Source organism: Delftia sp. SD018 (assembly GCF_017355445.1).
Taxonomy (GTDB): domain Bacteria; phylum Pseudomonadota; class Gammaproteobacteria; order Burkholderiales; family Burkholderiaceae_C; genus Comamonas; species Comamonas acidovorans.
Genome location: NZ_JADDRN010000035.1, coordinates 26,532 through 48,952, shown reverse-complemented (window position 1 = coordinate 48,952; position 22,421 = coordinate 26,532). Strand labels below are relative to the sequence as shown.

At 68.0% G+C, this 22,421-nt stretch carries 20 protein-coding genes; 10 read left to right on the top strand and 10 right to left on the bottom strand.

From position 1 onward, the window contains the following. Nucleotides 1-75: 75 nt before the first annotated feature. The 3 genes from INR38_RS25470 (at nt 76) to gshA (ending at nt 3,785) form a co-directional block, all read left to right on the top strand. Nucleotides 76-501, top strand: coding sequence for a hypothetical protein (locus INR38_RS25470; protein WP_207444193.1), 426 nt, complete (start codon nt 76-78; stop codon nt 499-501). A gap of 575 nt (nt 502-1,076) precedes the next feature. Further along, entirely contained in the window at nt 1,077-1,985 is a 909-nt protein-coding gene (locus INR38_RS25465) for an SDR family NAD(P)-dependent oxidoreductase (RefSeq protein WP_013803405.1), read from the top strand. Between the two features lie 270 nt (nt 1,986-2,255). After that, on the top strand, nt 2,256-3,785 hold the full coding sequence (gene gshA, locus INR38_RS25460; RefSeq protein WP_043796415.1) for a glutamate--cysteine ligase: 1,530 nt from the start codon (nt 2,256-2,258) through the stop codon (nt 3,783-3,785). Between the two features lie 7 nt (nt 3,786-3,792). Here the strand turns inward: gshA and INR38_RS25455 are convergent, their stop codons facing one another. Next, the gene (locus INR38_RS25455; protein ID WP_207444192.1) at nt 3,793-4,005 is read right to left on the bottom strand and encodes an oxidoreductase-like domain-containing protein; all 213 of its coding nucleotides are present in this window, start codon (nt 4,003-4,005) and stop codon (nt 3,793-3,795) included. A 2-nt stretch (nt 4,006-4,007) separates the two neighbouring features. Continuing rightward, complete coding sequence (locus INR38_RS25450; RefSeq protein WP_013803403.1) at nt 4,008-4,250, bottom strand: hypothetical protein; 243 nt, start codon at nt 4,248-4,250, stop codon at nt 4,008-4,010. Nucleotides 4,251-4,417: 167 nt separating this feature from the next. On the opposite strand from INR38_RS25450, the gene ylqF reads away from it, so the two are divergent. Both ylqF and INR38_RS25440 read left to right on the top strand, forming a co-directional pair. Next, a complete protein-coding gene (gene ylqF, locus INR38_RS25445; protein WP_012204393.1) occupies nt 4,418-5,371 on the top strand; it encodes a ribosome biogenesis GTPase YlqF in 954 nt (317 codons plus the stop codon). A 136-nt stretch (nt 5,372-5,507) separates the two neighbouring features. Further along, a complete protein-coding gene (locus INR38_RS25440; RefSeq protein ID WP_063326740.1) occupies nt 5,508-7,799 on the top strand; it encodes a GGDEF domain-containing phosphodiesterase in 2,292 nt (763 codons plus the stop codon). A gap of 70 nt (nt 7,800-7,869) precedes the next feature. On the opposite strand, the gene INR38_RS25435 is transcribed toward INR38_RS25440, so the two are convergent. After that, nucleotides 7,870-9,066 (bottom strand): M20 aminoacylase family protein, encoded by a 1,197-nt coding sequence (locus tag INR38_RS25435; protein ID WP_207444191.1) that lies wholly within the window; start codon nt 9,064-9,066, stop codon nt 7,870-7,872. Between the two features lie 244 nt (nt 9,067-9,310). Between INR38_RS25435 and INR38_RS25430 the strand changes: the two genes are divergently transcribed. Next, a complete protein-coding gene (locus INR38_RS25430; RefSeq protein WP_207444190.1) occupies nt 9,311-10,303 on the top strand; it encodes a phosphoesterase in 993 nt (330 codons plus the stop codon). Here the strand turns inward: INR38_RS25430 and INR38_RS25425 are convergent. Then, on the bottom strand, nt 10,243-11,112 hold the full coding sequence (locus INR38_RS25425; RefSeq protein ID WP_207444189.1) for a pseudouridine synthase: 870 nt from the start codon (nt 11,110-11,112) through the stop codon (nt 10,243-10,245). The genes INR38_RS25430 and INR38_RS25425 overlap by 61 nt on opposite strands. Before the next feature lie 194 nt (nt 11,113-11,306). Here INR38_RS25425 and INR38_RS25420 point away from each other — a divergent pair, with 194 nt between their 5' ends. Beyond that, the gene (locus tag INR38_RS25420; RefSeq protein WP_207444188.1) at nt 11,307-12,305 is read left to right on the top strand and encodes a diaminopimelate dehydrogenase; all 999 of its coding nucleotides are present in this window, start codon (nt 11,307-11,309) and stop codon (nt 12,303-12,305) included. 1 nt (nt 12,306) lies between these two features. Here INR38_RS25420 and INR38_RS25415 read toward each other — a convergent pair whose 3' ends face one another. Next, a complete protein-coding gene (locus INR38_RS25415; protein WP_013803397.1) occupies nt 12,307-13,680 on the bottom strand; it encodes an MFS transporter in 1,374 nt (457 codons plus the stop codon). A gap of 90 nt (nt 13,681-13,770) precedes the next feature. Here INR38_RS25415 and INR38_RS25410 point away from each other — a divergent pair, with 90 nt between their 5' ends. Both INR38_RS25410 and cls read left to right on the top strand, forming a co-directional pair. Beyond that, nucleotides 13,771-14,118 carry a hypothetical protein gene (locus INR38_RS25410; protein ID WP_012204400.1) on the top strand — a complete coding sequence of 116 codons (348 nt, stop codon included), beginning with the start codon at nt 13,771-13,773 and terminating at the stop codon, nt 14,116-14,118. A gap of 366 nt (nt 14,119-14,484) precedes the next feature. Further along, complete coding sequence (cls, locus tag INR38_RS25405; RefSeq protein ID WP_099734231.1) at nt 14,485-15,933, top strand: cardiolipin synthase; 1,449 nt, start codon at nt 14,485-14,487, stop codon at nt 15,931-15,933. Nucleotides 15,934-15,994: 61 nt separating this feature from the next. Here the strand turns inward: cls and INR38_RS25400 are convergent, their stop codons facing one another. After that, nucleotides 15,995-16,837, bottom strand: a complete 843-nt coding sequence (locus INR38_RS25400) for an META and DUF4377 domain-containing protein (protein WP_207444187.1) — start codon at nt 16,835-16,837, stop codon at nt 15,995-15,997. Nucleotides 16,838-17,169: 332 nt separating this feature from the next. Between INR38_RS25400 and INR38_RS25395 the strand changes: the two genes are divergently transcribed. Further along, nucleotides 17,170-17,748, top strand: a complete 579-nt coding sequence (locus tag INR38_RS25395; protein WP_013803394.1) for a DUF2242 domain-containing protein — start codon at nt 17,170-17,172, stop codon at nt 17,746-17,748. Between the two features lie 22 nt (nt 17,749-17,770). Here the strand turns inward: INR38_RS25395 and INR38_RS25390 are convergent, their stop codons facing one another. The 4 genes from INR38_RS25390 to INR38_RS25375 form a co-directional block, all read right to left on the bottom strand. After that, nucleotides 17,771-18,568, bottom strand: coding sequence for a peptidoglycan DD-metalloendopeptidase family protein (locus tag INR38_RS25390; RefSeq protein WP_225614333.1), 798 nt, complete (start codon nt 18,566-18,568; stop codon nt 17,771-17,773). Between the two features lie 194 nt (nt 18,569-18,762). Next, nucleotides 18,763-21,066, bottom strand: coding sequence for a DUF3300 domain-containing protein (locus tag INR38_RS25385; protein WP_207444186.1), 2,304 nt, complete (start codon nt 21,064-21,066; stop codon nt 18,763-18,765). 161 nt (nt 21,067-21,227) lie between these two features. Next, nucleotides 21,228-21,545: a DUF2322 family protein gene (locus INR38_RS25380; RefSeq protein WP_013803391.1), complete on the bottom strand. Its 318-nt coding sequence runs from the start codon at nt 21,543-21,545 to the stop codon at nt 21,228-21,230. A gap of 75 nt (nt 21,546-21,620) precedes the next feature. Then, on the bottom strand, nt 21,621-22,337 hold the full coding sequence (locus INR38_RS25375) for a class I SAM-dependent methyltransferase (protein WP_207444185.1): 717 nt from the start codon (nt 22,335-22,337) through the stop codon (nt 21,621-21,623). Nucleotides 22,338-22,421: the final 84 nt, after the last annotated feature.

The following is a 22,421-nucleotide window of genomic DNA, read 5'->3' as shown; positions in this document are numbered from 1 at the left end:
TGGCGCCAGGGGGCTGGGTTGGGATGGGCCTCCCGGACAGCGGTCAGCGGTCGGCGGTGCGCTAGGCTTGGCGCCATGCATATCAAGCCCTACCTCCTGCCTGTGGTTGTTTTCCTGCTGGTCGGTCCCGGTGTGGGCGTGCTGACCGTGATGCTTCTGGGCGCGGACGGTGCGTCGATCCTGTCGGTGAACTGGCTGCTCGTCCTGTTTGGCTATGGCATCGGAGCTGTTCCTGCCGCTTTGGCGGGGGTGATCTATGTGGTCGGCTGGCCTCTCAGGGGCCTGCTCCAGGTACTGAGCACCAGGGAGTTCGGCGCCGTGCTGGGTGCGGTGAGCGGTGTCGCTGCGCTGGCGGCATGCTTTGCAGCGACCTCCGGCACGCCGTTTCCCAAATCCCTCAGCGTCTATGTCTTTCCCCTGGTTGCCGGTGCTGTCTGCGGGGCGCTTACAGCGCATGCGCGAGATGAGGCCTATGAGGGGAGCGGGTCGCAAGGCGTTTGAACGCGTCCGGGTGTGAAGCATAGGTTTGCCTGTTTTTTGAGCAATTGGCAGGCTTGTTTGACAAATCAATGACTTATGTTGCGAATTTGGCATTTTTGGCGGCTTGTCCACATGCTTGTCCAGTCCGAATGGGGGTAAATGCGTACATGCGGGTTGTGCGGTGGATAAGCGGGACACAGCCCGAAAATCCGGGGTCTTCTGCCTGTTTTTTAAGCGGATTGCATGTTTTCCTTTTGAATCAATGACTTGTGTGGCTTATCCCGCCCGATGTGAAAGTTGTTCACAAGATTGTTCAGGGTGAGACGGGATAAGTCGGGCAGACGACTTGTGGATTTGATTAAAAAATAGGCAAAAGAAAAAAATCCATTCAAAACAATCGCTTGGATCACCAGTCCCGGGCCAGCACATGGTTGTCCACAGGCTTGTCACGCAATGGTGGGGACAAGGCTGGCGGCCCTGGCACAGTCGCTTGGGCAACCGGAATGAAGGCGGCGTCCGTCTACATTGCTGGGTGACCGGCGCCTTGCCATCCGGCGGGCGGAGCCGGCATCCAATGCAACAAAGGGAGCATCTCCATGGCGATTGAGTTTGAGGGCCGCGTGGCCATCGTGACGGGGGCCGGCGGCGGCCTGGGGCGTCTGCATGCGCTGGCGCTGGCGGCGCGCGGCGCCAAGGTGCTGGTCAATGATCTGGGCGGCGCGGTGGATGGCAGCGGCGGCTCGGCCACGGCGGCCCAGGCCGTGGTGGACGAGATCCGCGCGGCAGGCGGCCAGGCGCTGGCCAACGGCGCATCGGTCACCGATTTCGCGGCCGTGCAGGCCATGGTGCAGCAGGCCGTCGATGCCTGGGGCCGCGTGGACATCCTGGTCAACAACGCCGGCATCCTGCGCGACAAGAGCTTCGCCAAGATGGACATGGATGATTTCCGCCTGGTGGTGGAAGTGCACCTGATGGGCGCCGCGCATTGCTGCAAGGCCGTGTGGCCGCACATGCAGGCGCAGAACTACGGGCGCATCGTGATGACCACCTCGTCCACGGGCCTGTACGGCAACTTCGGCCAGGCCAACTACGGCGCGGCCAAGCTGGCCCAGGTCGGCCTCATGCAGACGCTGGCGATCGAAGGCGCCAAGCACGGCATCCACGTGAATGCGCTGGCGCCCACGGCGGCCACCCGCATGACCGAAGGCCTGATGCCCGAGGCCGTGCTGGCCGCCCTCAAGCCCGAGGCCGTGGTGCCCGCCATGCTGGTGCTGGCCCACGAAAGTGCGCCCACACGTACCACGCTGTGCGCAGGCGCGGGCGGCTTCGAGGCGGCCTTCATCACGCTGACCGAAGGCGTGTATCTGGGCCAGGGCGATCAGGTGCCGGAGCAACTGGCTGCGCAACTGGCCCAGGTGCTGGACCGCAGCGGCGAACAGGTGCCCGCCAGCGGCGCCGCGCAGGGTACGCTGGAAGTGGGCAAGGCCATGGCCGCTGCCCGTTGATGAAGCGGGGGCCGGCAAGTGATTTCACCGCTGGCCGGCCAGCCCTTGCCCGGCGTCAAGGCAGGGCCGGCCGGGAGGGCGAAACTCTGACATATTCCTTTCGCTCGCGGCGGTGCCATGCGGGGCAACAGGCCAAAACGCGTGGTTAAGCGGACAGGCGCCATCGCGTTTCCTGCCGTTTCTCTATCATTCGGCGTCCGGGTCGGGTCCGCCGGGAATCCTGGTGGTTTCCGTGTGGGCCGGTGCCCATCAACGAATCGGTAAACAAGAATGAAAACATCGCAGGCATCCATGGCGGTTCCCGATCCCCAGCGGCTCAAGGGCATACGCCGTGGCATAGAAAAGGAGGGCCTGCGCGTGCTGCCTTCCGGCAGCCTGGCGCTGACGCCGCATCCCCTGGCACTGGGCTCGGCGCTCACGCATCCGCACATCACCACCGACTACAGCGAATCGCAGATCGAGCTGATCACGGGCGCGCGCCTGGGCGTGCAGGAATGCCTGGACGAGCTGGTGCAGATCCACCAGTTCGTGCTGCGCAGCCTGCGCGATGCGGGTGGCGAGATGCTGTGGTCGTCCAGCATGCCCTGCCAGCTGCCCACGGACGAGACGATTCCGCTGGCGCGCTATGGCTCCTCGCATTCGGGCCGATCCAAGAGCGTGTACCGCATGGGCCTGGGTCATCGCTATGGCCGGCGCATGCAGACGATTTCGGGCATCCACTACAACTGGTCGCTGCCCGGCGTGGCCAGCGAGCAGTATTTCTCGCTGATCCGCAATTTCCGGCGCCATGCCTTCGTGCTGCTGTATCTGTACGGCGCATCGCCCGCGCTGTGTCCCTGTTTCGTCGAGGGGCGCGAGCATGGCCTGAAGCCGCTGGGCAATACGGGCCAGGCGCTGTACCTGCCCCATGCCACCTCGCTGCGCATGGGCCGCCTGGGCTACCAGAGCGATGCGCAGGCCAGCATCAACGTCAGCTACAACGGCCTGGAAGGCTATGCGAATTCGCTGCATGAGGCGCTGACCCATCCCTACCCGGCCTACGAGATGCTGGGCGTGCGCAATCCGGGCGGCGACTACAACCAGCTGGGCACGGGTCTGCTGCAGATCGAGAACGAGTTCTACGGCACCATCCGCCCCAAGCGCACCGTCAGCCGTGGCGAGCGCCCGCTGCATGCCTTGCGCGAGCGCGGCGTGGAGTATGTGGAAGTGCGCCTGATGGACCTCGATCCCTTCGAGGATGTGGGCATTGCCGCCCCCACCATGCGCATGCTGGACGTGTTCCTGCTGCACTGCCTGAATGCCGACAGCCCGCCCGATACGCCGGCCGAGATCGCCGAACTCAAGCACAACCAGCACCTGACCGCCGAGCGTGGCCGCGAGCCCGGCCTGCAGCTGGTGCGCGCGGGCCGCGAGGTGCCGCTGCGCGACTGGGCCCATGAAGTGCTGGACCAGTGCCGCCCCTATGCCCAGGCGCTGGACAGCACGCACGGCACGCACGATTACAGTGCCGCGCTGGCCCAGGCGCTGGAGCGCCTGGAGCATCCCGAGCGCACGCCGTCGGCCCATGTGCTGGGCGAGCTGACGGGCGAGTACGGCAACAGCTTCTCGCGCTTCACGCTGGCCCGTTCCGAGCAGGCCCGCGATTCGCTGCTGGCCCTGCCCTGGAGCCAGGCGCAGCAGCAGCGCTTCGAGCAATGGTCGGCGCAGTCCGTGCAGGACCAGCGCGACATCGAGGCCGCGGACACGCTGTCCTTCGAGGAATGGCGCCTGCGCTACATGTCGCCCGAGAACCTGCGCTGACCGTGCCTCAGCCAGGTCCGCCGTTCAGGGCCTGGCCTGCATCCTCGCACCAGAACAGCACGGCGTCGTAGAAGCCTTCCCAGACGCAGCCGTTGCAGCCGCGGCCGCAGCAACTGGTGGGCTGGGGCGGCGCCGGGCGCAGTGCAATGCCTGCAGCCTGGGCGCGCTGCTGCCAAAGCCCGATCTGCGACAGCGCCTGCTCCAGCGGGCCCTGCACCATGCTCAGCGCCGCGCCTTGCTGCGGCGCACCGCAAACAGCACGATGAAGGCCGTGCCCAGCAGCAGGGCGAACCAGCCGACCAGGTACGACTGGGCCATCATCTGCACGATGCCCCCGGGTGCCATGAACTGCGGCGCCAGCAGAATCACCAGGCCGATCACGGCGCAGGTCACTCCCTTGATCAACAGTTCGATGTCGGCCTTGCGCGAGGCGGAGCGGGAAGAGGGGGTATCGGGCAAGGACATAGGCAGTGAGACGGGGCGTAAAAGCGGGGGACAATTGCGGCTTGCGCAAGAAAGAATGAAGCCTGCGGTTTGCGCTGGGGCGCAGCGCGCTGTTCCATCCTGTCTGCGCAAGCCATGAATTATCCTTGCGCCCCTGCCAGTTCCCCCGTTTCCCAGAAAGTAATCCCATGGCCATACAGTGGTTCCCCGGTCACATGAATCTCACGCGCAAGGTGATCACCGAGCGCGTCAAGGAAATCGATGTGGTCATCGAAGTGCTGGATGCGCGCCTGCCGGGGTCGAGCAGCAACCCTCTGCTGCAGGAGCTGACGGGCCACAAGCCGCGCCTGCAGGTGCTCAACAAGCAGGACCTGGCCGATGCCGCGCGCACGCCGCTGTGGCTGGACTGGTACAACGCCCAGAGCGACACGCGCGCCATTGCGCTGGACGCTTCCGAGCCCGCACCCACGCGCCGGCTGATCGAGGCCTGCAAGCTGCTGGCCCCCAACCGTGGCGGCATGGCCAAGCCCATGCGCGTGCTGATCTGCGGCATTCCCAACGTGGGCAAGTCCACGCTGATCAACTCCATGAGCGGCAAGCGGCAGGCCAAGACGGGGGACGAGGCCGGCATCACCAAGCTGGAGCAGCGCATCGTGCTGGCCGACGACTTCTACCTCTGGGACACGCCCGGCATGCTGTGGCCGCGCATCATCGTCGAGCAAAGCGGCTACAACCTGGCCGCCAGCGGCGCCGTGGGCCGCAACGCCTATGACGAGGAACTGGTGGCGCTGGAGCTGCTGGGCTATCTGCAGAAGAACTACGCGGACCTGCTGGAGGCGCGCTACAAGCTGGGCCTGGACAACGAACGCATTGCCGCCCTGCATGACGACGAGCTGCTGGACGCCATCGGCCGGCGCCGCGGCGCCATGATGAGCGGCGGACGTGTCAATCTGCAAAAAGCTGCCGAGCTGGTGCTCACGGATTTCCGCGGAGCGATCCTGGGCCGCATCACGCTGGAGACGCCCGACGAATACGCGCAGTGGCTGGCCGTGGGCCAGGAACGCGATGCCGAGCGCCAGGCGCGCAAGGACGCCAGCAAGGCGCGCAAGCGCCCCCCCCGCGAGCGCAAAAGCGCGCCCTGAGGCACCGCCGGCCGGCGTCGGCATACCCCGTTTGGTGCAAGAGGGCGTCCGACCGGGGCGGTGGCACAACCACCACAGCCGCAGGCGGCGCCGACCGCTAGCATGTTGAGTGTTCTTTCTCTGTTGGGGCTTTTTCATGCGGCGTCATCGAGTCGAGGCGGAAATCCATTTGTCCCTGCGCCGGGTCGTTCTGGTCGGCAGCCTATGGATCACCAGCCTCACCGTGCTCCTGGCCATGGCGCTGCTGACGCAGGACCCCGTTCCCTGGCCCAGCGTGCGGCTGAACCTGGTTGCCGCCGGCGTGAGCTTCGGCGCCGTGCTGCTGGGCTGGCGCCGGCACTGGAAGCTGGCCTCCAATCTTCTGGTCTGGGGCACCTGGGTGGCAGCCGTGACCGTGGTGGCTGCCACGGGCGGCGTGCAAAGCAGCTCGGTGCTGGCCTTTCCGGCCTTGCTCGTCATGTGCGCCTGGGTGCTGGGCGTGCGCACCACGCTGGCCATGCTGGTGCTGTCCGTGCTGGCCATGGCCGCGTTCTGGGTGGCGGGCCGCGAGGGGGTTGACTGGATAGGCCAGCGCGAGACCTCGCCCGTGTTCTCCATGCTGTACTTCGTGGGCATGCTGGGGCTGACGGGCACGGTCACGCTGATGGCAAGGCGCAGCCTGATCCGCCGTGCCCAGGAACTGCAGGACACGCTGGGCTCGCTGGAGCAGCACCAGGACGATCTGCGCAAGTTCTACCGCGCCGTGGAGCAGAACCCCGAAAGCATCGTCATCACCGACGTGCACCAGAACATCGTCTACGTGAACGAGGCCTTCTTGCAGCGAACCGGCTTTGCGCGCAACGAGGTCCTGGGCCAGCCCACGCACCGCTACTCCACCATGGGCCTGGACGCGCCTGCATGGGAAGAGGCCTTGCACCAGCTGGGCCGGGGCGCGCTGTGGCGCGGCCAGATGACCAACCGCACGCGCCAGGGCGAGGACCTGCCCGAGGCCGTGCTGGTGGCGCCCATACGCGCCTCGGACGGCAGCATCGTCAACTATGTGGAACTCAAGCAGGACCTGTCCGAGCGCATGCGCGCAGAACGCCAGATCCATGCACTGGCGCATTTCGACGCGCTCACCGGCCTGCCCAACCGCCTGTCGCTGACCCAGCGCCTGCGCGCGCTGGCGCGTGAATTCCGCGAGGGCGGCAAGGGCGGCGAGCCGCGCCACGGCCTGCTGCTGCTGGACATGGACCGCTTCACCGCCTTCAACGATGTGCGCGGCACGGTGCGTGGCGATGCGCTGCTGGGCGCGCTGGCGCTGCGCCTGGCCGATGCCCTGCCCGACGGCGTGCTGCTGGCCCGCATGGGCGCCGATGAATTTGCCGTGCTGCTGGAGAAGGCCGGCCAGGAGGCGGCCGAGGTCGATCAGCACATGCGCGCCCTGGCCCAGGTGCTGCAGGACGCGCTGGAGCGGCCGCTGTGGCTGGAGGAAACCGGCGAGGAAGTGCAGGCCAGCTGCAGCATTGGCGCGGCCAGCTTTGCCGCCTCGCGCACCGACAGCGGTGGCCACGATGTGCTGCGCCGCGCGGGCGTGGCCCTGCACCAGGCCAAGCAGGCCGGGCTGGGCCAGGTCGTCATCTTCCAGCCCGACATGGCCGAGGCCGTGGGCAAGCGCTTTCGCATCGAAAAGGACTTGCGCCGCGCCATTCCTGCCGGCGAGCTGCAGCCCTATCTGCAGTCCCAGGTGGACCACATGGGGCGCTGTGTGGGCGCCGAGGTGCTGGTGCGCTGGAATCATCCGCGCCTGGGCATGGTCGAGCCCGGTGATTTCATTCCCGTGGCCGAGGAATCTGACCTGATCGTGCAACTGGGCGACTGGATGCTGGAGCAGGCCTGCCGCATGCTGGTGCGGCCCGAGTTCGTGCAGCAGGGCTGGCGGCTGTCGGTCAACGTCAGCTGGCGGCAGTTCCGCCAGCCCGACGTGGTGGACAAGCTCAAGCGCACCCTGGCCGCAACCGGGGCCGACCCGCGCCGCCTCACGCTGGAGGTCACCGAAAGCGTGGTCATGCGCGATGTGGACGAGGCGCGCGAGCGCATGGCCGAGCTGCAGCTGCTGGGCGTGGAGATGGGGCTGGACGACTTCGGCACCGGCTATTCATCGCTGGCCTATCTGCAGCGGCTGCCGTTCCGTGAACTCAAGATCGACAAGTCCTTTGTGCAGGACTGCCATACCTCGCCAGGCAATGCCGCCATGGTCGAGGCCATCCTGCTGCTGGCCAGACGCCTGCGCCTGCGCGTGGTGGCCGAAGGAGTGGAGACCGAAGAGCAGGCCGGCACGCTGCGGGCCTGGAATCAGGACGTGCTGTTCCAGGGCTACCACTACGGCCGGCCCCTGCCGGCGGTCGAGTGGGTGGATCTGCAGTTGGGAGCGCCTGCCGGCGTGTGAAAGCCGGCGTGAGGGCAGGCACAAGGGCCTGCGTGTGAGGGCAGGCCCAAGAGCCTGCATGTGACGGCGTTCAGGTCCTGGACTGTTCCAGCCAGCGGCGCGCCAGCAGGTCCCAGAAGCGTGCGCCGCGCCCCAGGTTGTCGTCGTTGAAGTCGTAGCCGGGGTTGTGCAGGCCCACGCCGGGCTCGCCCGTGGCGGGGCCGTTGCCGATCCAGCCATAGGCGCCGGGCACGACCTCCAGCATGAAGCCGAAGTCCTCGGCCGTCATGGCCGGCAGGATGTCGGCGTGGGTGCGGTCCGCGCCCACCGCCTCGCGCATCACCTCGGCCATGAAGCGGGCCTCGTGCGCGTGGTTGGTGGTGTTGGGGTAGCCGGGCTTGAGAATGAACTCGGCGCGGCACAGATGGGCGGCCGCCACATGCTCGCTGATGCGCTGCATGCCTTCGATGAACATCTGCTGCGTCTCGGTCCTGAGGGCGCGCACCGTGCCGAAGATGCTGGCCTCGTCGGGAATGATGTTCTCCACCGTGCCGCTGGTGATCTTGCCCACGGTGAGCACGGCGCTGTCCAGCGGATCGGTGCTGCGCGACACCAGGGTCTGCAGCTGGCCGACGATGGCGCAGGCCACGGGAATCGGGTCCAGCGTGGTGTGGGGCATGGCCGCGTGGCCGCCCTTGCCATGCACGCGGATCTCGAAGCGCAGCGTGGAGGCCATGATGGGCCCCACGCGCACCGCCATCTCGCCGGCAGGCAGGGCAGGCCAGTTGTGCAGCGCGAACACGGCCTCGCAGGGGAAGCGGTCGAACAGGCCGTCCTCCATCATGGCCTTGGCGCCTGCGCCGCCTTCCTCGGCGGGCTGGAAGATCAGGTGCACCGATCCATCGAAATCCGGCTGCTGCGCCAGCAGCGTGGCCGCGCCCAGCAGCATGGTCGTGTGGCCGTCATGGCCGCAGGCATGCATGCAGCCCGGGTTCTGGCTGGCGTGGCCGAAGGCGTTGAGCTCCGTCACCGGCAGCGCATCCATGTCGGCCCGTATGCCGATGCTGCGGCCCGGGTTGGCGGCGCTGCGCCCCCGGCCGTGGATGCTTGCCACCACGCCGGTCCTGCCCAGCCCGCGGTGCACCTGCAGTCCCAGCGCCATCAGGTAGGCCGCCACCTTGTCGCCGGTGCGGTGCTCCTCGTAGCGCAACTCGGGGTTGGCATGCAGGTCGTGGCGGAACTTCAGCAGGGAGCCGAGGTGGGGGGTGATGTCGGGTGTGGATCGCATACAGGGGCCGCGGCGGCCTGCACGCCCAGCGGGTCCGCAGGCGGTCGCAGCAATTCAATGACAAGGCGGACATGATAGGTCCTGGGGTTTGCCTGCGGCGCCTGCTAGGGTGATAGGCCTTGTGCTGCCCAGGCTTTGCGCTACGCTTCTTGCGAGCAGCCCGCGCAATGCCCGGCTGCCCAGGGTGCCCGGGCGCTGGAGCAAGTGCAGGGGAATGGCGCCAGGACCGACAATCGCCCCCATCATGAAAAACACCATCCTGCCCTTGCAATTGTTCGTGCGCCCCGAGCATGACGATCCCCAGCCCCTGATCCTCTACCACGGCCGCCGCTGCCCGGACGGCTACGGCGCGGCGCTGGCGGCCTGGCTGTACTACGGCGGGCAGGCTGAATTCCGGGGCCTGGACCATGGCGAGATCCAGAAGGCCGACGACCTGGGCGAGCTGGCCGGCCGCGCCGTCTACGTGCTGGACTTCGCCTTCGAGCCCGAGCTCATGGCCGAGATCGAGTCGCGCGTGGCCAAGCTCGTGGTGCTGGACCACCACAAGAGCGCTGCCGAAAAGCTGAGCGGCTACCAGTGCCGCTGCGGCGTCGTGCACTTCGACATGAACAAGTCCGGCGCGCGCCTGGCCTGGGAGTTCTTCCAGGCCGACAAGCCCGTGCCCGGCCTGATCCGCTTCATCGAGGACCGCGACATCTGGAAGTGGGAATTCGCCGAGAGCGCGGGCTTTCTCGCGGCGCTGGACATGGAGCCGCGCAGCTTCGAGCGCTGGGCCGAGATCGCGGCCTTCACGCCCGAGCAGGAAGCCGCCTTCATGGCGCGCGGCGGCGCCATGGACGAAAAATTCCAGAAGCTGTGCGCCGACATTTCCGAGGCGGCCCAGCCCCTGGTCTTCAACGGCATGCAAGGGCTGATGGTCAACTGCCCCGGCATGTTCCACAGCCAGGTCGGCGACCTGCTGGCGCGCCAGAGCGGCAGCTTCGCGCTGATGTGGCATGCCAGCACCAAGGGCGTGAAGATCGGCCTGCGCTCGCGCTCGGATTTCAACTGCATTCCGCTGGCCGAGAGCTTTGGCGGCGGTGGCCATGCCCAGGCCTGCGGCTTCAAGATGGGCAACGAACGCCTGGTGGAGCTGCTGTCTGGCGTGCTCAAGGCCGATGCCTCGGCTGACTACGCCTACGTGGCAGCGCCGCTGATGGAGCAGCCTGAAACGGGCGCGCCTGCCGAAGCCGTCTGATCCGGCCGGGCCGTCGCCGGCAGGCCCGCACAGGCCTGCCAGCCGGGCAGGGCGCACAGCGCGCGCCAGTGCTGCACATCTGCCACATGGCCCAGTTGCTGCCAGTCGGCCTCGAAGCGCAGCGGCTCGCCCGTCATCGGGTGCGCCAGCTCCAGCGCATGGGCGTGCAGCCACAGCCGCTGCAGGCCCAGCCGCTCCGCCCACCAGCGGTTCAGCGGCCCCTTGCCATGCGTGGCGTCGCCAATGATGGGATGGGCCACATGCTTGAGATGGCGGCGTATCTGGTGGCGCCGGCCCGTGGCGGGCAGGGCCTCGACCAGCGAGACCCGCGTGGCCGCGTGGCGCGGGTCAAAGGCCTCGGGCCACTCCAGGCGCGCCAGGCAGCGCAGCGAAGTCTGTGCGGGCTGGGCTGGCGCGTCCTCGGGCGCATCGTCGGGCCTGAGCGCGTAGTCCACCTCCACCGCATCCGGCAGCCAGCCCCGCACCAGCGCCAGGTATTGCTTGCGCACTTCCTGCCCGGCAAAGGCCTGGCCCAGCCGCTGGGCGGCCTGGGCATGCAAGGCCATGACCAGCACGCCGCAGGTGCCCTTGTCCAGGCGGTGCGCGGGGTACACATGGCAGCCCAATTGGTCGCGCAGGGTCTGCAGCACAAAGCGCGTCTCGTGCGCGTCCAGTCCCGTGCGGTGCACCAGCCAGCCTGCGGGCTTGTAGACCGCCACCAGATGCTCGTCGCGCCAGAGGATGTGCAGCGGCGCGTCGTCGGGCTCTGGCGGCAGGGCCAGGGAGGGGATGGATGAAGGCTGGAACATGAGGGCGTGAGTGTAGGCTCTGTCCGCCCACCGCCAATGCAGGTCCCCGTGCACTACCCCCGTGCAGGGCAACGCAGTGCTGCCTGCCATTGCACGACTGGCGGCTTCAGGGCAATGCAAGATCGCGCCTGGTTCTGCGCCGCCGCGTGAACCGGAGTTTCTGAAACCCTCTCAAACGCAACGCACCACACCGCATGGACCATCGCAGCACCGCTCCCATCCGCATCGCCATCGTCGGCCACGGCAACCTGGGCCGTGGCGTGGAGGCGGCCATTGCCCGCAACCCCGACATGGTGCTGGCCGGCATCTACACCCGCCGTGATCCGGCACAGCTGTGTCCGCTGCAGCCCGGCACGCCCGTGCACGGCATGGACAGCCTGCTGGCCCATCGCGCCGGCATCGACGTGCTGGTGCTGTGCGGCGGCTCCAAGGACGACCTGCCGCAGCAGTCGCCCGCGCTGGCCGCGCATTTCAGCCTGGTGGACAGCTTCGACACCCATGCGCGCATTCCCGAGCATTTCGACCGGGTGGATGCCGCCGCCCGCGCAGCCGGCACCACGGCGCTGGTCTCGGCGGGCTGGGACCCGGGCATGTTCTCCCTGCAACGCCTCATGGGCGAGGCCCTGCTGCCCGATGGCGCCACCTACACCTTCTGGGGCAAGGGCCTGAGCCAGGGGCACTCGGACGCCATCCGCCGCATTCCCGGTGTGGCCGGCGGTGTGCAGTACACCATTCCCGTGGACGAGGCCGTGCAGCGCGTGCGCAGCGGCGTGCGGCCCGAACTGTCTGCGCGCGAGCGCCACCGGCGCGAGTGCTTTGTGGTGCTGGAGCAGGGGGCCGATGCCGATGGCGTGCGCCAGGCCATCGTCGGCATGCCGCATTACTTTGACGAATACGACACCACGGTGCATTTCATCAGCGCCGAGGAACTTGCCCGTGACCATGCGGCCATGCCGCATGGCGGATTCGTCATCCGCAGCGGCCGCAGCTCGCAGGGGCTGCACCACTCCATCGAATACCGCCTGCAGCTGGACAGCAATCCCGAATTCACGGCCAGCGTGCTCGTGGCCTATGCGCGCGCCGTGCACAGGCTGCAGCAGTCAGGGCAGACGGGCTGCAAGACCGTCTTTGACGTGGCGCCCGGCCTGCTGTCGCCCAGGAGTGCGGCCGAGCTGCGCGCCGCACTTCTCTAGCCTAGCCCTGGCCCACGCGGGCCGCGTCTTCCAGCCGGTCCACATCACGCAGCGGCTTGAACAGGGTCATCCAGCTGCCGACCACGCCCAGCGTGCACAGGCTGCCCACCACGGCAGCCGGCACGGCGCCCAGCCAGGCGGCGCTGGTGCCGGCGCGGAATTCGCCCAGCTCGTTGGACGAACCGATGAACAGCATGTTCACCGCATTCACGCGCCCGCGCATGGAGTCGGGCGTGGAAAACTGCACCAGGGCCGAGCGGATGTAGACACTCACCATGTCGGCCGCGCCGGCCAGCATCAGGGCGGCCATGGACAGCCAGAACCAGTGCGACAGCGCAAACACCAGGTTGGCCACGCCGAAGATGGCCACGGCGGCGAACATCACGCGGCCCACATGGCGCTGGATGGGACGGGCCGACAGCCACAGGCCCATGGCCACCTCGCCCACGGTCATGGACGAGCGCAGCAGGCCCAGGCCTTCGGGGCCGACCTTGAGCACCTCGTGCGCATACACGGGCAGCAGGGCCACCACGCCGCCCAGCAGCACGGCGAACAGGTCCAGCGAAATCGTGCCCAGGATGATGGGGCGCGTGCGGATGAAATGGATGCCTTCGCCAAAGCGCTGCCACAGCGAGCCGCCTGCCGGCGCCATGGCCCCGGCAAAGCGCACGGGCACCGTGCCCAGCAGCAGCACGGCCAGCACCAGGGAGACGCCGCAGACCGCATAGGTCAGCACGGCGCCTCCCCAGGCGTAGAGCACTCCGCCCAGCACAGGCGCCGCAATGGCGGCCGTGCGCATCAGCATGCTGTTGGTGGCCAGCGCCTGGGCCAGCTGCTCGCGCGGCACGATCTGCGGCAGCAGGCTTTGCAGGGCCGGCCCCGTGAAGGCGCGGCTGCAGCCGAACAGCACCAGCACGGCATAGATCCAGTGCACATCGTGCGCGGCCGCGCCCTCGTGCCAGGACAGCCACAGCAGCAGCAGGGAGCACAGGGCGGCCACGGTCCAGCTGCCCGACAGCAGGCGCTTGCGGCTCATGCGGTCGCTGAGGTCGCCCGCCGGAATCAGCAGCGCCAGCATGGGCAGGAACTGGGCCAGTCCCACGTAGGCCAGGGACATGGGGTCGCGCGTCAGGTCATACACCTGCCAGGCCACGACCACCGCCTGCATCTGCTGGGCGAACATGGACAGCATGCGCGCCATGACGAAGGGGACGAAGGCGCTGCTGCGCAGGCCGGCAGCGGGGCTGTCGGCCGATGAGGGGGGAAGCGGGGAGGAGGGCAAGATCGGATATCCGTGGAGGAGCACGCGCAGTATCTGCGAAATGCCGGCGCCTTGCTGGCCGTTGTGCCCGCTCCACGCTGCCGACGAAGGCATGCGGTCTGCTCCCACAAACACCCGCGGCGCGGCGCGAGAATATGCCATCACGGGTCAGGCCAGAACCCCGCATCAGAGGAGCAACACACCATGTCCATGTTGTCCATGCAATACGCCGGCACCTTGATCGGGCGCGAAGCGGTCATCGACTTCCCCGACAGCAAGGCTGATGTGCGGTACACGCCGCAAGGCCAGATGGTCTGGCATGTGGTCGATTCCCTGGGCCATGTATCCGATGGCTGCGAACGGCTCAGCTACCTGCAGGTCAGCGACAGCCTGCACTTCCTCAACTGGATCGAGAAAACGGGCTTCACCGTCAGCCAGGTCATCGACACGGCCCAGGGCACGGTGCAGGCTTTCTGGTCGTTTGCCGACCCGGCCAGCGAGGGCGGCCACCGCTCCTCCATGTTCGTCGAAGGCCGTTTCCGCTTCCGTTGAGGCGCCCGCCTGCACGGCGCAGCCCGGCCGCGTGAAACATTGCGGCAGCTGCGCGATCTGCCTGTTTTTTCAGCGCCTGCGGCAAACCCATGGCTGGCGCGGCAATGCAGGGTTGTCCCGAAGCTTGTCCACAGGCAGGCCCACAGTCGCTGGGCATAACCGTCACGCTGCGGTCATTTTCGTCATCCAGCGGAAAAGTTCCTGGAATGTGGGTGTGCACTATCGTTGAATCCCAGAATCGGCGGGTGCATGGAATTCCGGTTCATTGCCTGAGGCGAGGCCGGCTGTGCGCAGCTCGAGGTTTGCCGCCGTGAAACATCCCTTCCGCCCAATCCCGTCCGCAGGGCCCCCGGCTATGCTGGCTGCATGACCTGGCTGTTTCTTGCATTGCATCTGCTGCTCATTGCAGGCTTTGGCCTGCGCATCCTGCTGCGCGACGATGTGCGGCCCGACGTGCGCATGGGCTGGCTCACCGTCATCGTGCTGCTCCCCTATGCGAGCTGCGCGCTGTACTACCTGTTTGGCGAGGTGACGCTGCGCCGCCGAGGCCGGGCCCGGTACCGCAAGGTGCAGGACTTTGCGCCCGGCGCCCCGGTCACGGGCAGCGGCGTGCCGGTGGCGGGTATCGCGCCGCAATGGCAGGCGGCCTTTGGTTATGCGGCGTCCATCAACCGCTTTCCCGTACAGCCGGGCCATGCCGCGCAGCTCATGGCCGATGGTGCCCAGGCCCGCGCCCGCATGCTGGCCGACATGGAGGCCGCCCGTCACGAGATCAACGTGCTCTACTACATCTGGCTGGCCGATGACACGGGAACGGCCGTGGCCCAGGCGCTGGTGCGCGCGGCCCGGCGTGGCGTGGTCTGCCGCGCCATGGTGGACGGGCTGGGCTCGCGCGCGCTGCTGCGCTCCGACCTCTGGCAGCAGATGGCGCAGGCCGGCGTGCAACTGGCCGTTGCCCTGCCGGCCAGCCACCCGTTCAGGGTGATGTTCACCAGCCGGCTGGACCTGCGCAACCACCGCAAGATCACCGTGATCGATGGTGCCATCACCTATTGCGGCAGCCAGAACTGCGCGGACGAGGCCTTCGCCGTGAAGGCCCGCTACGCGCCCTGGGTCGATATCATGCTGCGCCTGCAAGGCCCGGTGGTGGCGCAGATGCAGCAGGTCTTTGCCAGCGACTGGGCGCAGGCGCGCAGCGCAGACCATGGACTGTCCATGCCCCTGGCCGCCCAACCCGAAGCGGGGCCGGCCGACATGCCCGCCGAAGGCTTTGCCGCCGTCGTCATTGCCGAAGGCCCGGCCGAGCGGCCGCGCTCCACCTCGCAGCTGGTGTCCACCCTGCTGGCCAGTGCGCGGCGCGAAGTGGTGATCTCCACACCCTATTTCATCCCCGATGCCACGGTGCTGGAGGCCCTGTGCGCCGCCGCCTGGCGCGGCGTGCAGGTCACGCTCATCCTGCCCGCGCGCAACGATTCCTGGATCGTGGGCGCGGCCAGCCGCAGCACCTACCGCTACCTGCTGCGGGCCGGCGTCATCCTCCATGAATTCCGCCCCGGCCTGCTGCATGCCAAGACCCTGTGCGTGGACGGGCAGGTGGCCCTTGTGGGCTCCACCAACCTGGACCTGCGCAGCTTCGACCTGAATTTCGAGAACAACGTGCTGCTGCAGGACGAGGCCGTGACCCGCGCCATCCGCCAGCGCCAGGGCGAGTACATCCGCCAGTCCGACCGCATCACCGCCGCCCAGGTCCACGCCTGGCACTGGGGCCGGCGCATCTGGAACAACCTGCTGGCAATGCTGAGCCCGGTGCTGTGAGCCTGCAAAGAAAAAGGCCTGCGCGATGCAGGCCTTCAGGGCTGTTGGGAGGCAGACGCGCTCAGCGGCCCACGCGCTCGCTCTCGACCACCATGTCCAGCACATAGGCATAGGCCGATGCGTCGGCGGGCACGTTCTGGCGCTTGTAGCGCTGGATGCGCAGCACGTTGCGGATGCCGGGTTCGTGCTTGTAGCCCTCGATCTCGCTGTAGAAGTTCTCCCACTCGCCTGTGGAGGTCTTCACGCCGTTGTCGCCGTAGCGGATCTCGCGCACGCGCAGGCACTGGAAGTCCTTGATCAGCGGGTGATTGCAGGCCGTGCGCTGGGGTGCCACTTCCAGGAAGATGCGCTCGCCGGCGCTGCCGTACTGGGTCTGGGCCGTGGGCGAGCCGTCGAACTGCCAGCGCGTGCCGTCGATGAAGGTGAGCGTCAGGCGCGCAGGCTGCTTGCCTTCGCCCAGTTGCACGGACCATTGCTTGGCCGTGGGCAGGATGCGGGCCACCTTTTGCTCCAGCGCCATCAGTTGGTCGTCATCGCAGGCCATCAGCGTGCTGGCGGCGCGTTGGGTGGCGATGCGGTTGCCTTCGGTGCGGTAGCCCGTGGTCACCACGTTGCACAGGTTCTTGACGGCCAGGCGCTGGTCGGCGAAATCCAGTTGCAGGGGCCGCTTGCGCGAGGCGGCGGTCAGGAACCAGCTCTGGTCTTCGGTGCCCTGGGGCGTGAAGGCCTGGCGAAGATTCCAGTGGTAGGCGGTCAGCGATTGGGCATCGCCGGGTGGGCCGGCAGGGGCCGACGCCTGGGTCTTGGCGCCTTCTTCGGCATTGCCACCCTTGTCGATATGGCTGCAGGCGCCGAGCCCCATGGTGACGATCACGGGCAGGCACCAGGTCCAGCTTGGCTTCATGTTGAATTCCTTGGTTGATGGGTACGGAGACAGGCTCAGGCGCGGCGGGCTGGTGGCAGCCCTGGCGCGGCATGTGCCGCGCCGGCCCTGGCCGAACCGGGGCACCATAACGCAGATGCGCGGCGGCGCCTGTCAGAACGGGGCGCTATTCACATTCCTTTGCATCTATTTGATGCAGGCGGAAAAAACGGATTGCTGCAAAGTTGCCGGCCGATGCGTTGCGCTCAGGTGAGAATAGGCGGCCAGCCGCCATGCCATCCGCAGGCTGCGGCGCCGGAGCAAGGAGCAGGTTCGTGTATCGACGTTGGAGTGCAGCAAACAGGGTGCGTGGCATGCGCTACGCGGGAGCTTTGGCCATCATTGCAATGCTTGCGGGCTGCGGCTCGACCATTCCCCAGCATGTGCCCGTGCAGGAGAGCTTCGGCTCCACCGAGACCTTCTCGCGCATGTTCGATGCCTCGCCGGCCCAGACCTGCGAGGCCGCGCGCCGTGCGCTGCTGAGCCAGGGCTACATCGCCATGGCGCGCACGGCCGAACTCATAGAGGGCAGCAAGAGCTTCCAGCCCGACCCCGAACTGAACCTGCAGATGAACATCCGCGTGGTCTGCGTGCCCGAGACGGCCGATGGCCAGGTCAGCATCGGCTTTGTCACGGCGCTGCAGGACCGCTATACCCTGAAGAAGAGCGCCAACTCGGCCAGCCTGGGCGTGGGTGCGCTGGGGTCGGTGTCGCTGCCGTTCTCCTCGGGCAGCGACTCCATGGTCAAGGTGGGCAGCGAGACGATTGCCAAGAGCGGTTTCTACGACAGTTTCTTCGAGCTGGTGTCGCGCTACCTGGCGCAGGACCGTGAATCCATCGCCGTGCCCACGCCCGTGGCGCCGCAGAACACCATTCCCTCAGCCAACCACTGACGCCGGCGGGCGCCGGCCCGGTTCACGCCGCCAGGAACAGCGCCGGGTCCACCATGGTGCGGTTGAGCATCACGCCCCAGTGCAGGTGCGGGCCGGTGACACGGCCCGTGGCGCCCACCTTGCAGAAGGCATCTCCCGTGTCCAGCTGATCGCCCAGCTTGCACTGCACGCTGCTCAGATGGCAGTACATGCTCAGCAGGCCGCCGCCGTGGTCCAGCCACACGGTGCCGCCGTTGAAGAAATAGTCGCCCACATCCACCACCTTGCCCGGCAGCGGCGCGACGACGTTGGTGCCCGTGGCTGCCGCGATGTCCATGCCGCTGTGCGGATTGCGTGGCTGGCCGTTGAACACGCGGCGCAGGCCGAAGCTGCTGCTGCGGCGGCCCGGCACGGGCTGGCGCATGCGCAGGTCGCCAGGGCGTGCAGGCGGCTCGGTGAACAGCGCCATGATGGTCTGCTGGTGGGCGCGCTCACGCTGGTAGCGGGCATCGTCCTCGGGTGACAGGTCCACGGTCTTGGGCGAGACCTTCAGGCGCTGCTCGGTGTATTTCTTGTCGCGCACTTCGTAGGGCAGGGTGCGCGGTGTGCCTTCGCCCTTCACCGTCACGCCATGCGTGCCGGGCGCCACCGACAGCGCAATGCCGACCACGGCCGTCCATTCGATCATGTCGCCCACCACCAGCACGGGCACGTCGCCGGCCAGCACCTGGGGCCGCTGGGCCGATGGCCCCAGCGACAGGCGGGCCACGCCACCGGGCACGCGGCTGTCATGCGGCCAGGGGGATTCCCCGGAGGCCGCAGCGGCCCAGGCCGGGACCATCAGGCCGGCGCCCGAGGCGCACAGGGATTGCACAAACAGTCGGCGGGAGCGGGAATTCGTCGTCGGTATCTGCATGAGGGAAGCGGGGGCTGTGGTCGAGCGCCCCATTGTCCGCCATGCCGGCCGCCAGCTTGCCATCGCCTCAACGCCATGACGCCATGACGCCATGGCATTCAAATGCGCTTGCGCGCCGCTCAACGGTCCCGGCGCTCGTCGCGCCCGCCGCGCCGCTCCTGTGGGCGGGCCGCGTTGGCCATGCGCTGCTGTTGCTGGCGTTGCTCCTGCTGCGCGCGGGCCTGCTGCTGCTGGGCACGCGCCTGTGCCTGGGCCTGCTGTGCTTGCTGGGCCTGCATGCGTTGCTGCTGGGCAGCCTCGAACTGCTGCTGTCTTTGCTGCTGCGCCTGCCGCTCCTGCATCTGGGCCTGTCTTTGCGCCTGCTGCTGGGCCTGTCTTTGCGCCTGCTGCTGGGCCTGTTGCTGGGCCTGCATCCTGGCCTGCATCTGCTCCTGTGCGCGTGCCTGCTGCTGCTGTTGTTGTTGCTGCATTTGCTGCTGGCGCGCCTGGTCCTGGGAGCGCTGCTGCAAGGCCTGGCGATCGCGCTCGGCCTGTTGGCGGGCCTGGGCTTGCGCCTGAACCTGGGCCTGGTCGCGGGCCTGATCCCGCATCTGCGCCTGGGCCTGCATCTGGGCCTGGCGCTGCTGTTGCTGGCGCGCCTGTTCCTCGCCGCGAAGGCGGGCGGCCTGCGTCTCCATTTGCTGCTGTTGCTGCTGGCGCTGGCGCGCTGCATCGGCTATGGAGCGGTCGCGGTCCTGCCTGTCCTGTGGCCTCATGCCCTGCTGCGTGGCTGCGGAAGACCAGGAAGGCACGCGGGAGTCGCGGCCCCTGTCACCCTGCATGGCTGCCGCAGGCAGTGCGGGCGCAGGTCGCTGCGCGGCGCCCGGTGGTGATGAGGGGGCCGATTGCGCAGACTGAGGGGACTGCGGCCACTTGCCGAACTGGCCCGGCTGCGAGGCCGGCACCGGGTTCATACGGGGCTGCAATGAGGCCTGGGGCCGGTCATCGGGCCTGAGGCCCGGGCGTCCGCGATCGGCGCCATCGTGCCGGGCAAAGCCCTGGGCGCCGCCGGGCGGCACCATGCCTTGGGCGGACGGGGGCGGGCCGCCCTGCGGCGGCCTCAGGCCCAGGCGTTGGGGCATGCCGGAGTGCGCTGCTGCGGCGGCGCCGGCCATGCCTGCGGCACCGGCCAGGGCCGCAGCGGCCATGCCGCCTGAACGTGGGTCACCAGAACGAGGGTCACCAGAACGAGGGTCACCGGAGCGCGGGTCGCCCGAGCGAGGATCACCGCCCTGCTGCGGGAAGTCAGGGCGGCGCGGCTCGAAGTGCGGGTTGTTCGCGATGTGGGTGACGTTGCCAACGTTGTTGATGTGCGTGTTGTGGATGTTCTGCACCACCGTGGTCGAGCGCGAGACGTAGGTGTTGTTGTTGTAGATCACGGCCGGGCGGCGCGAGGGCGGTGGCGGCGGTTCGTTGCGGTGCCAGCGGTAGCCGGGCTCGCCCCAGCGCATGCCCCAGGAGTTCCAGCCCCAGGGGCGGCGGTCCACGGACTCGGCCAGGATCACGCCTGCGCCGAAGCCGATCAGCCCCGCCACCACGGGCGCGGCCGAACTGCCCACATACACGGGTTGCGGCGCCACGATGGGGCGGTATCCGCCGTACATCGGCACCGGCTCGCCATAGACCACGCCCGGGTCGTACTGCGGCACATAGACGGTGTCAGGCTGGGCAGGTGCGATCTCGATGAGCTGCGGCGGCGTGTCGATCACCGGCACGGGCAGCATGGACGACAGCGGCTCGCCCACGGCTTGCGGTGCGGGCTGGGGCACGGGGGGCGGAGCATCGGCCGTGGCCACGGCCACCTTGAGCCGGCTGGAGTCCTTGAGCGTGCCGGCCTTGTAGGCGCGCTGACGCATCACCTGGATGGCGTTCATCACATCGGCCGGATCGTTGTAGTAGGCCTTGCCCAGGGCCGTGGTCCAGGGAACGTTGGATGACAGCTGTGCCAGCACATTGGGAAACTGCGCCAGCGACTTGACCGAAGGGTCCCAGTCCTGGCTGTTGACGGCGTTTTGCAGTTCCTCGGGCTTGAGGCCCGGGTTCTGTCCCATCCACACCTCGGCGGCGCCGACCTGGTCGGGATAGGTAGAGGCGGCCAGCACCTGGGCCACGAGCTTGTCGGGGTACAGCGCAATGGGCGCCACCATCTGGTAGAGCGTCTCGGCCGAAGGCGGCACATAGGCCACGGGCGTGGCGACGGGCTGGGCGCTTTCGGTGGCAGGCGGCAGCGGCGCGCTGGCGGCCTGCGGGGGCTTGTCCTGGGATTCGTTGCAGGCGCTCAGCGCCAGGGCGGCGGCCAGGCCCAGCACGCTCAGGCGCAGGGCGCCAGCGTGGGAAGTTGAGCGGGCCGTGGTGCGTGCTGTGGGCACGGCGGATTGCAGCATTGCGTTCTCCTGGACAGGAACGCCTTGCGCGCCGAAGCGGCAAGGCACATGTCATTTGAACGCCAAAGTGCGCGCTGCGTTGACACCGGCGTGTCAGCCGATGCCCCCAGTCCGCGCAACTTCTGTGACGCGGTGTTTACCCAGGCTGAATCAGGACGCGATCAGGCCGCGATCAGGCGGGCCTGGTAGCTCTCGGCACCCTTGGACCAGGCCAGCAGGCGGTCGATGTTGGGGTGCTTGCCAGGGAAGGCGATGGCGTCCTGCGTGTGCTCGGCATACCACTCCAGGCCCAGCTCGGCGGCGGCCGGCGTGATGCTGCCACCGTACAGCGCGGCCAGCGCGTGGTACACGGCCAGCGAGCCGGTCTGGCCGGGCTTGTTCTCGATGGTGGCCACGACCTGGCCCTGGGCATCGGCCAGCTGCAGCGCGGCGAGGTGGGTGACGGTGGGCAGTTGCTGAAGGCGTGCGGAGAAGTTCATGCTGAAAGGCAAATCAAAGGGGAAAGGGAGAAAGGGACGGGTCCACCGGCGCCGGGCGTTCTGGTGTTTCAGTGGTCAGGCCTTGAAGGCAATCCAGGCACACCAGAACAGGCTGGAGAAAAAGCGCTTGGGCTGCACGAAACCGGCCTGGGCCAGCATCTGCTCCACCACCTCCTCCGAGGCCGGTGGAACTGCGCCCTGCCGGATTTTGCCGAGTTTCGCATGGACAGCGGCCTCGTCCACGCCCGCCATGCGCCAGCGCATGGCCCAGGCTTCAAGGAACAGCGGCTCGCTGTCATATCGGTGGCGGTTGCAGGCCAGGATGAAGGGCGCCCCCGGCGCCAGTCGCGCCGACAGGGCCTGCAGCAGCTGCAGCTTGTCCGCGTCGTCAGGGACGTGGTGCAGCACGCCGATCAGCGTGGCCGCGTCGAACACCGTGCCGGCCGGCAGGTCCTGCACGGCGCAGGCAGCGGCCTGCACCTGGGCCGACAGCCCCGCCGCGGCGATGCGGTCCATGGTCTGGTCCAGCATGGGGGCCGAGGGGTCGGCAGCCGTGAATTTCCACTGCGGCCTGAGCCGCGCCGTGGCCAGGATTTCCTGGCCCGTGCCACCGGCGCCGCCAATCAGCACGGACTTCGGGCCGGCATCCAGGCTGGCGGCCAGCAGGCAGGCGGCCAGCTCGTGGCAGGCGTCGTAGCCGGCCAGTGCGATGCGGCTTTGCGTTTCGTACTCGGCCGCGCGGGAGGTGTCGAACTTGGCGGCGGAAGCCGCCTGTGGCAAGGCTTGGTTCATGGCCTGGCATTGTGCTGAGGCCACGGCCCCCGCAAAAGCGCCGATGTGCGATGGCCCACCCCTGCAAAGCAGGATGGTGGGCCA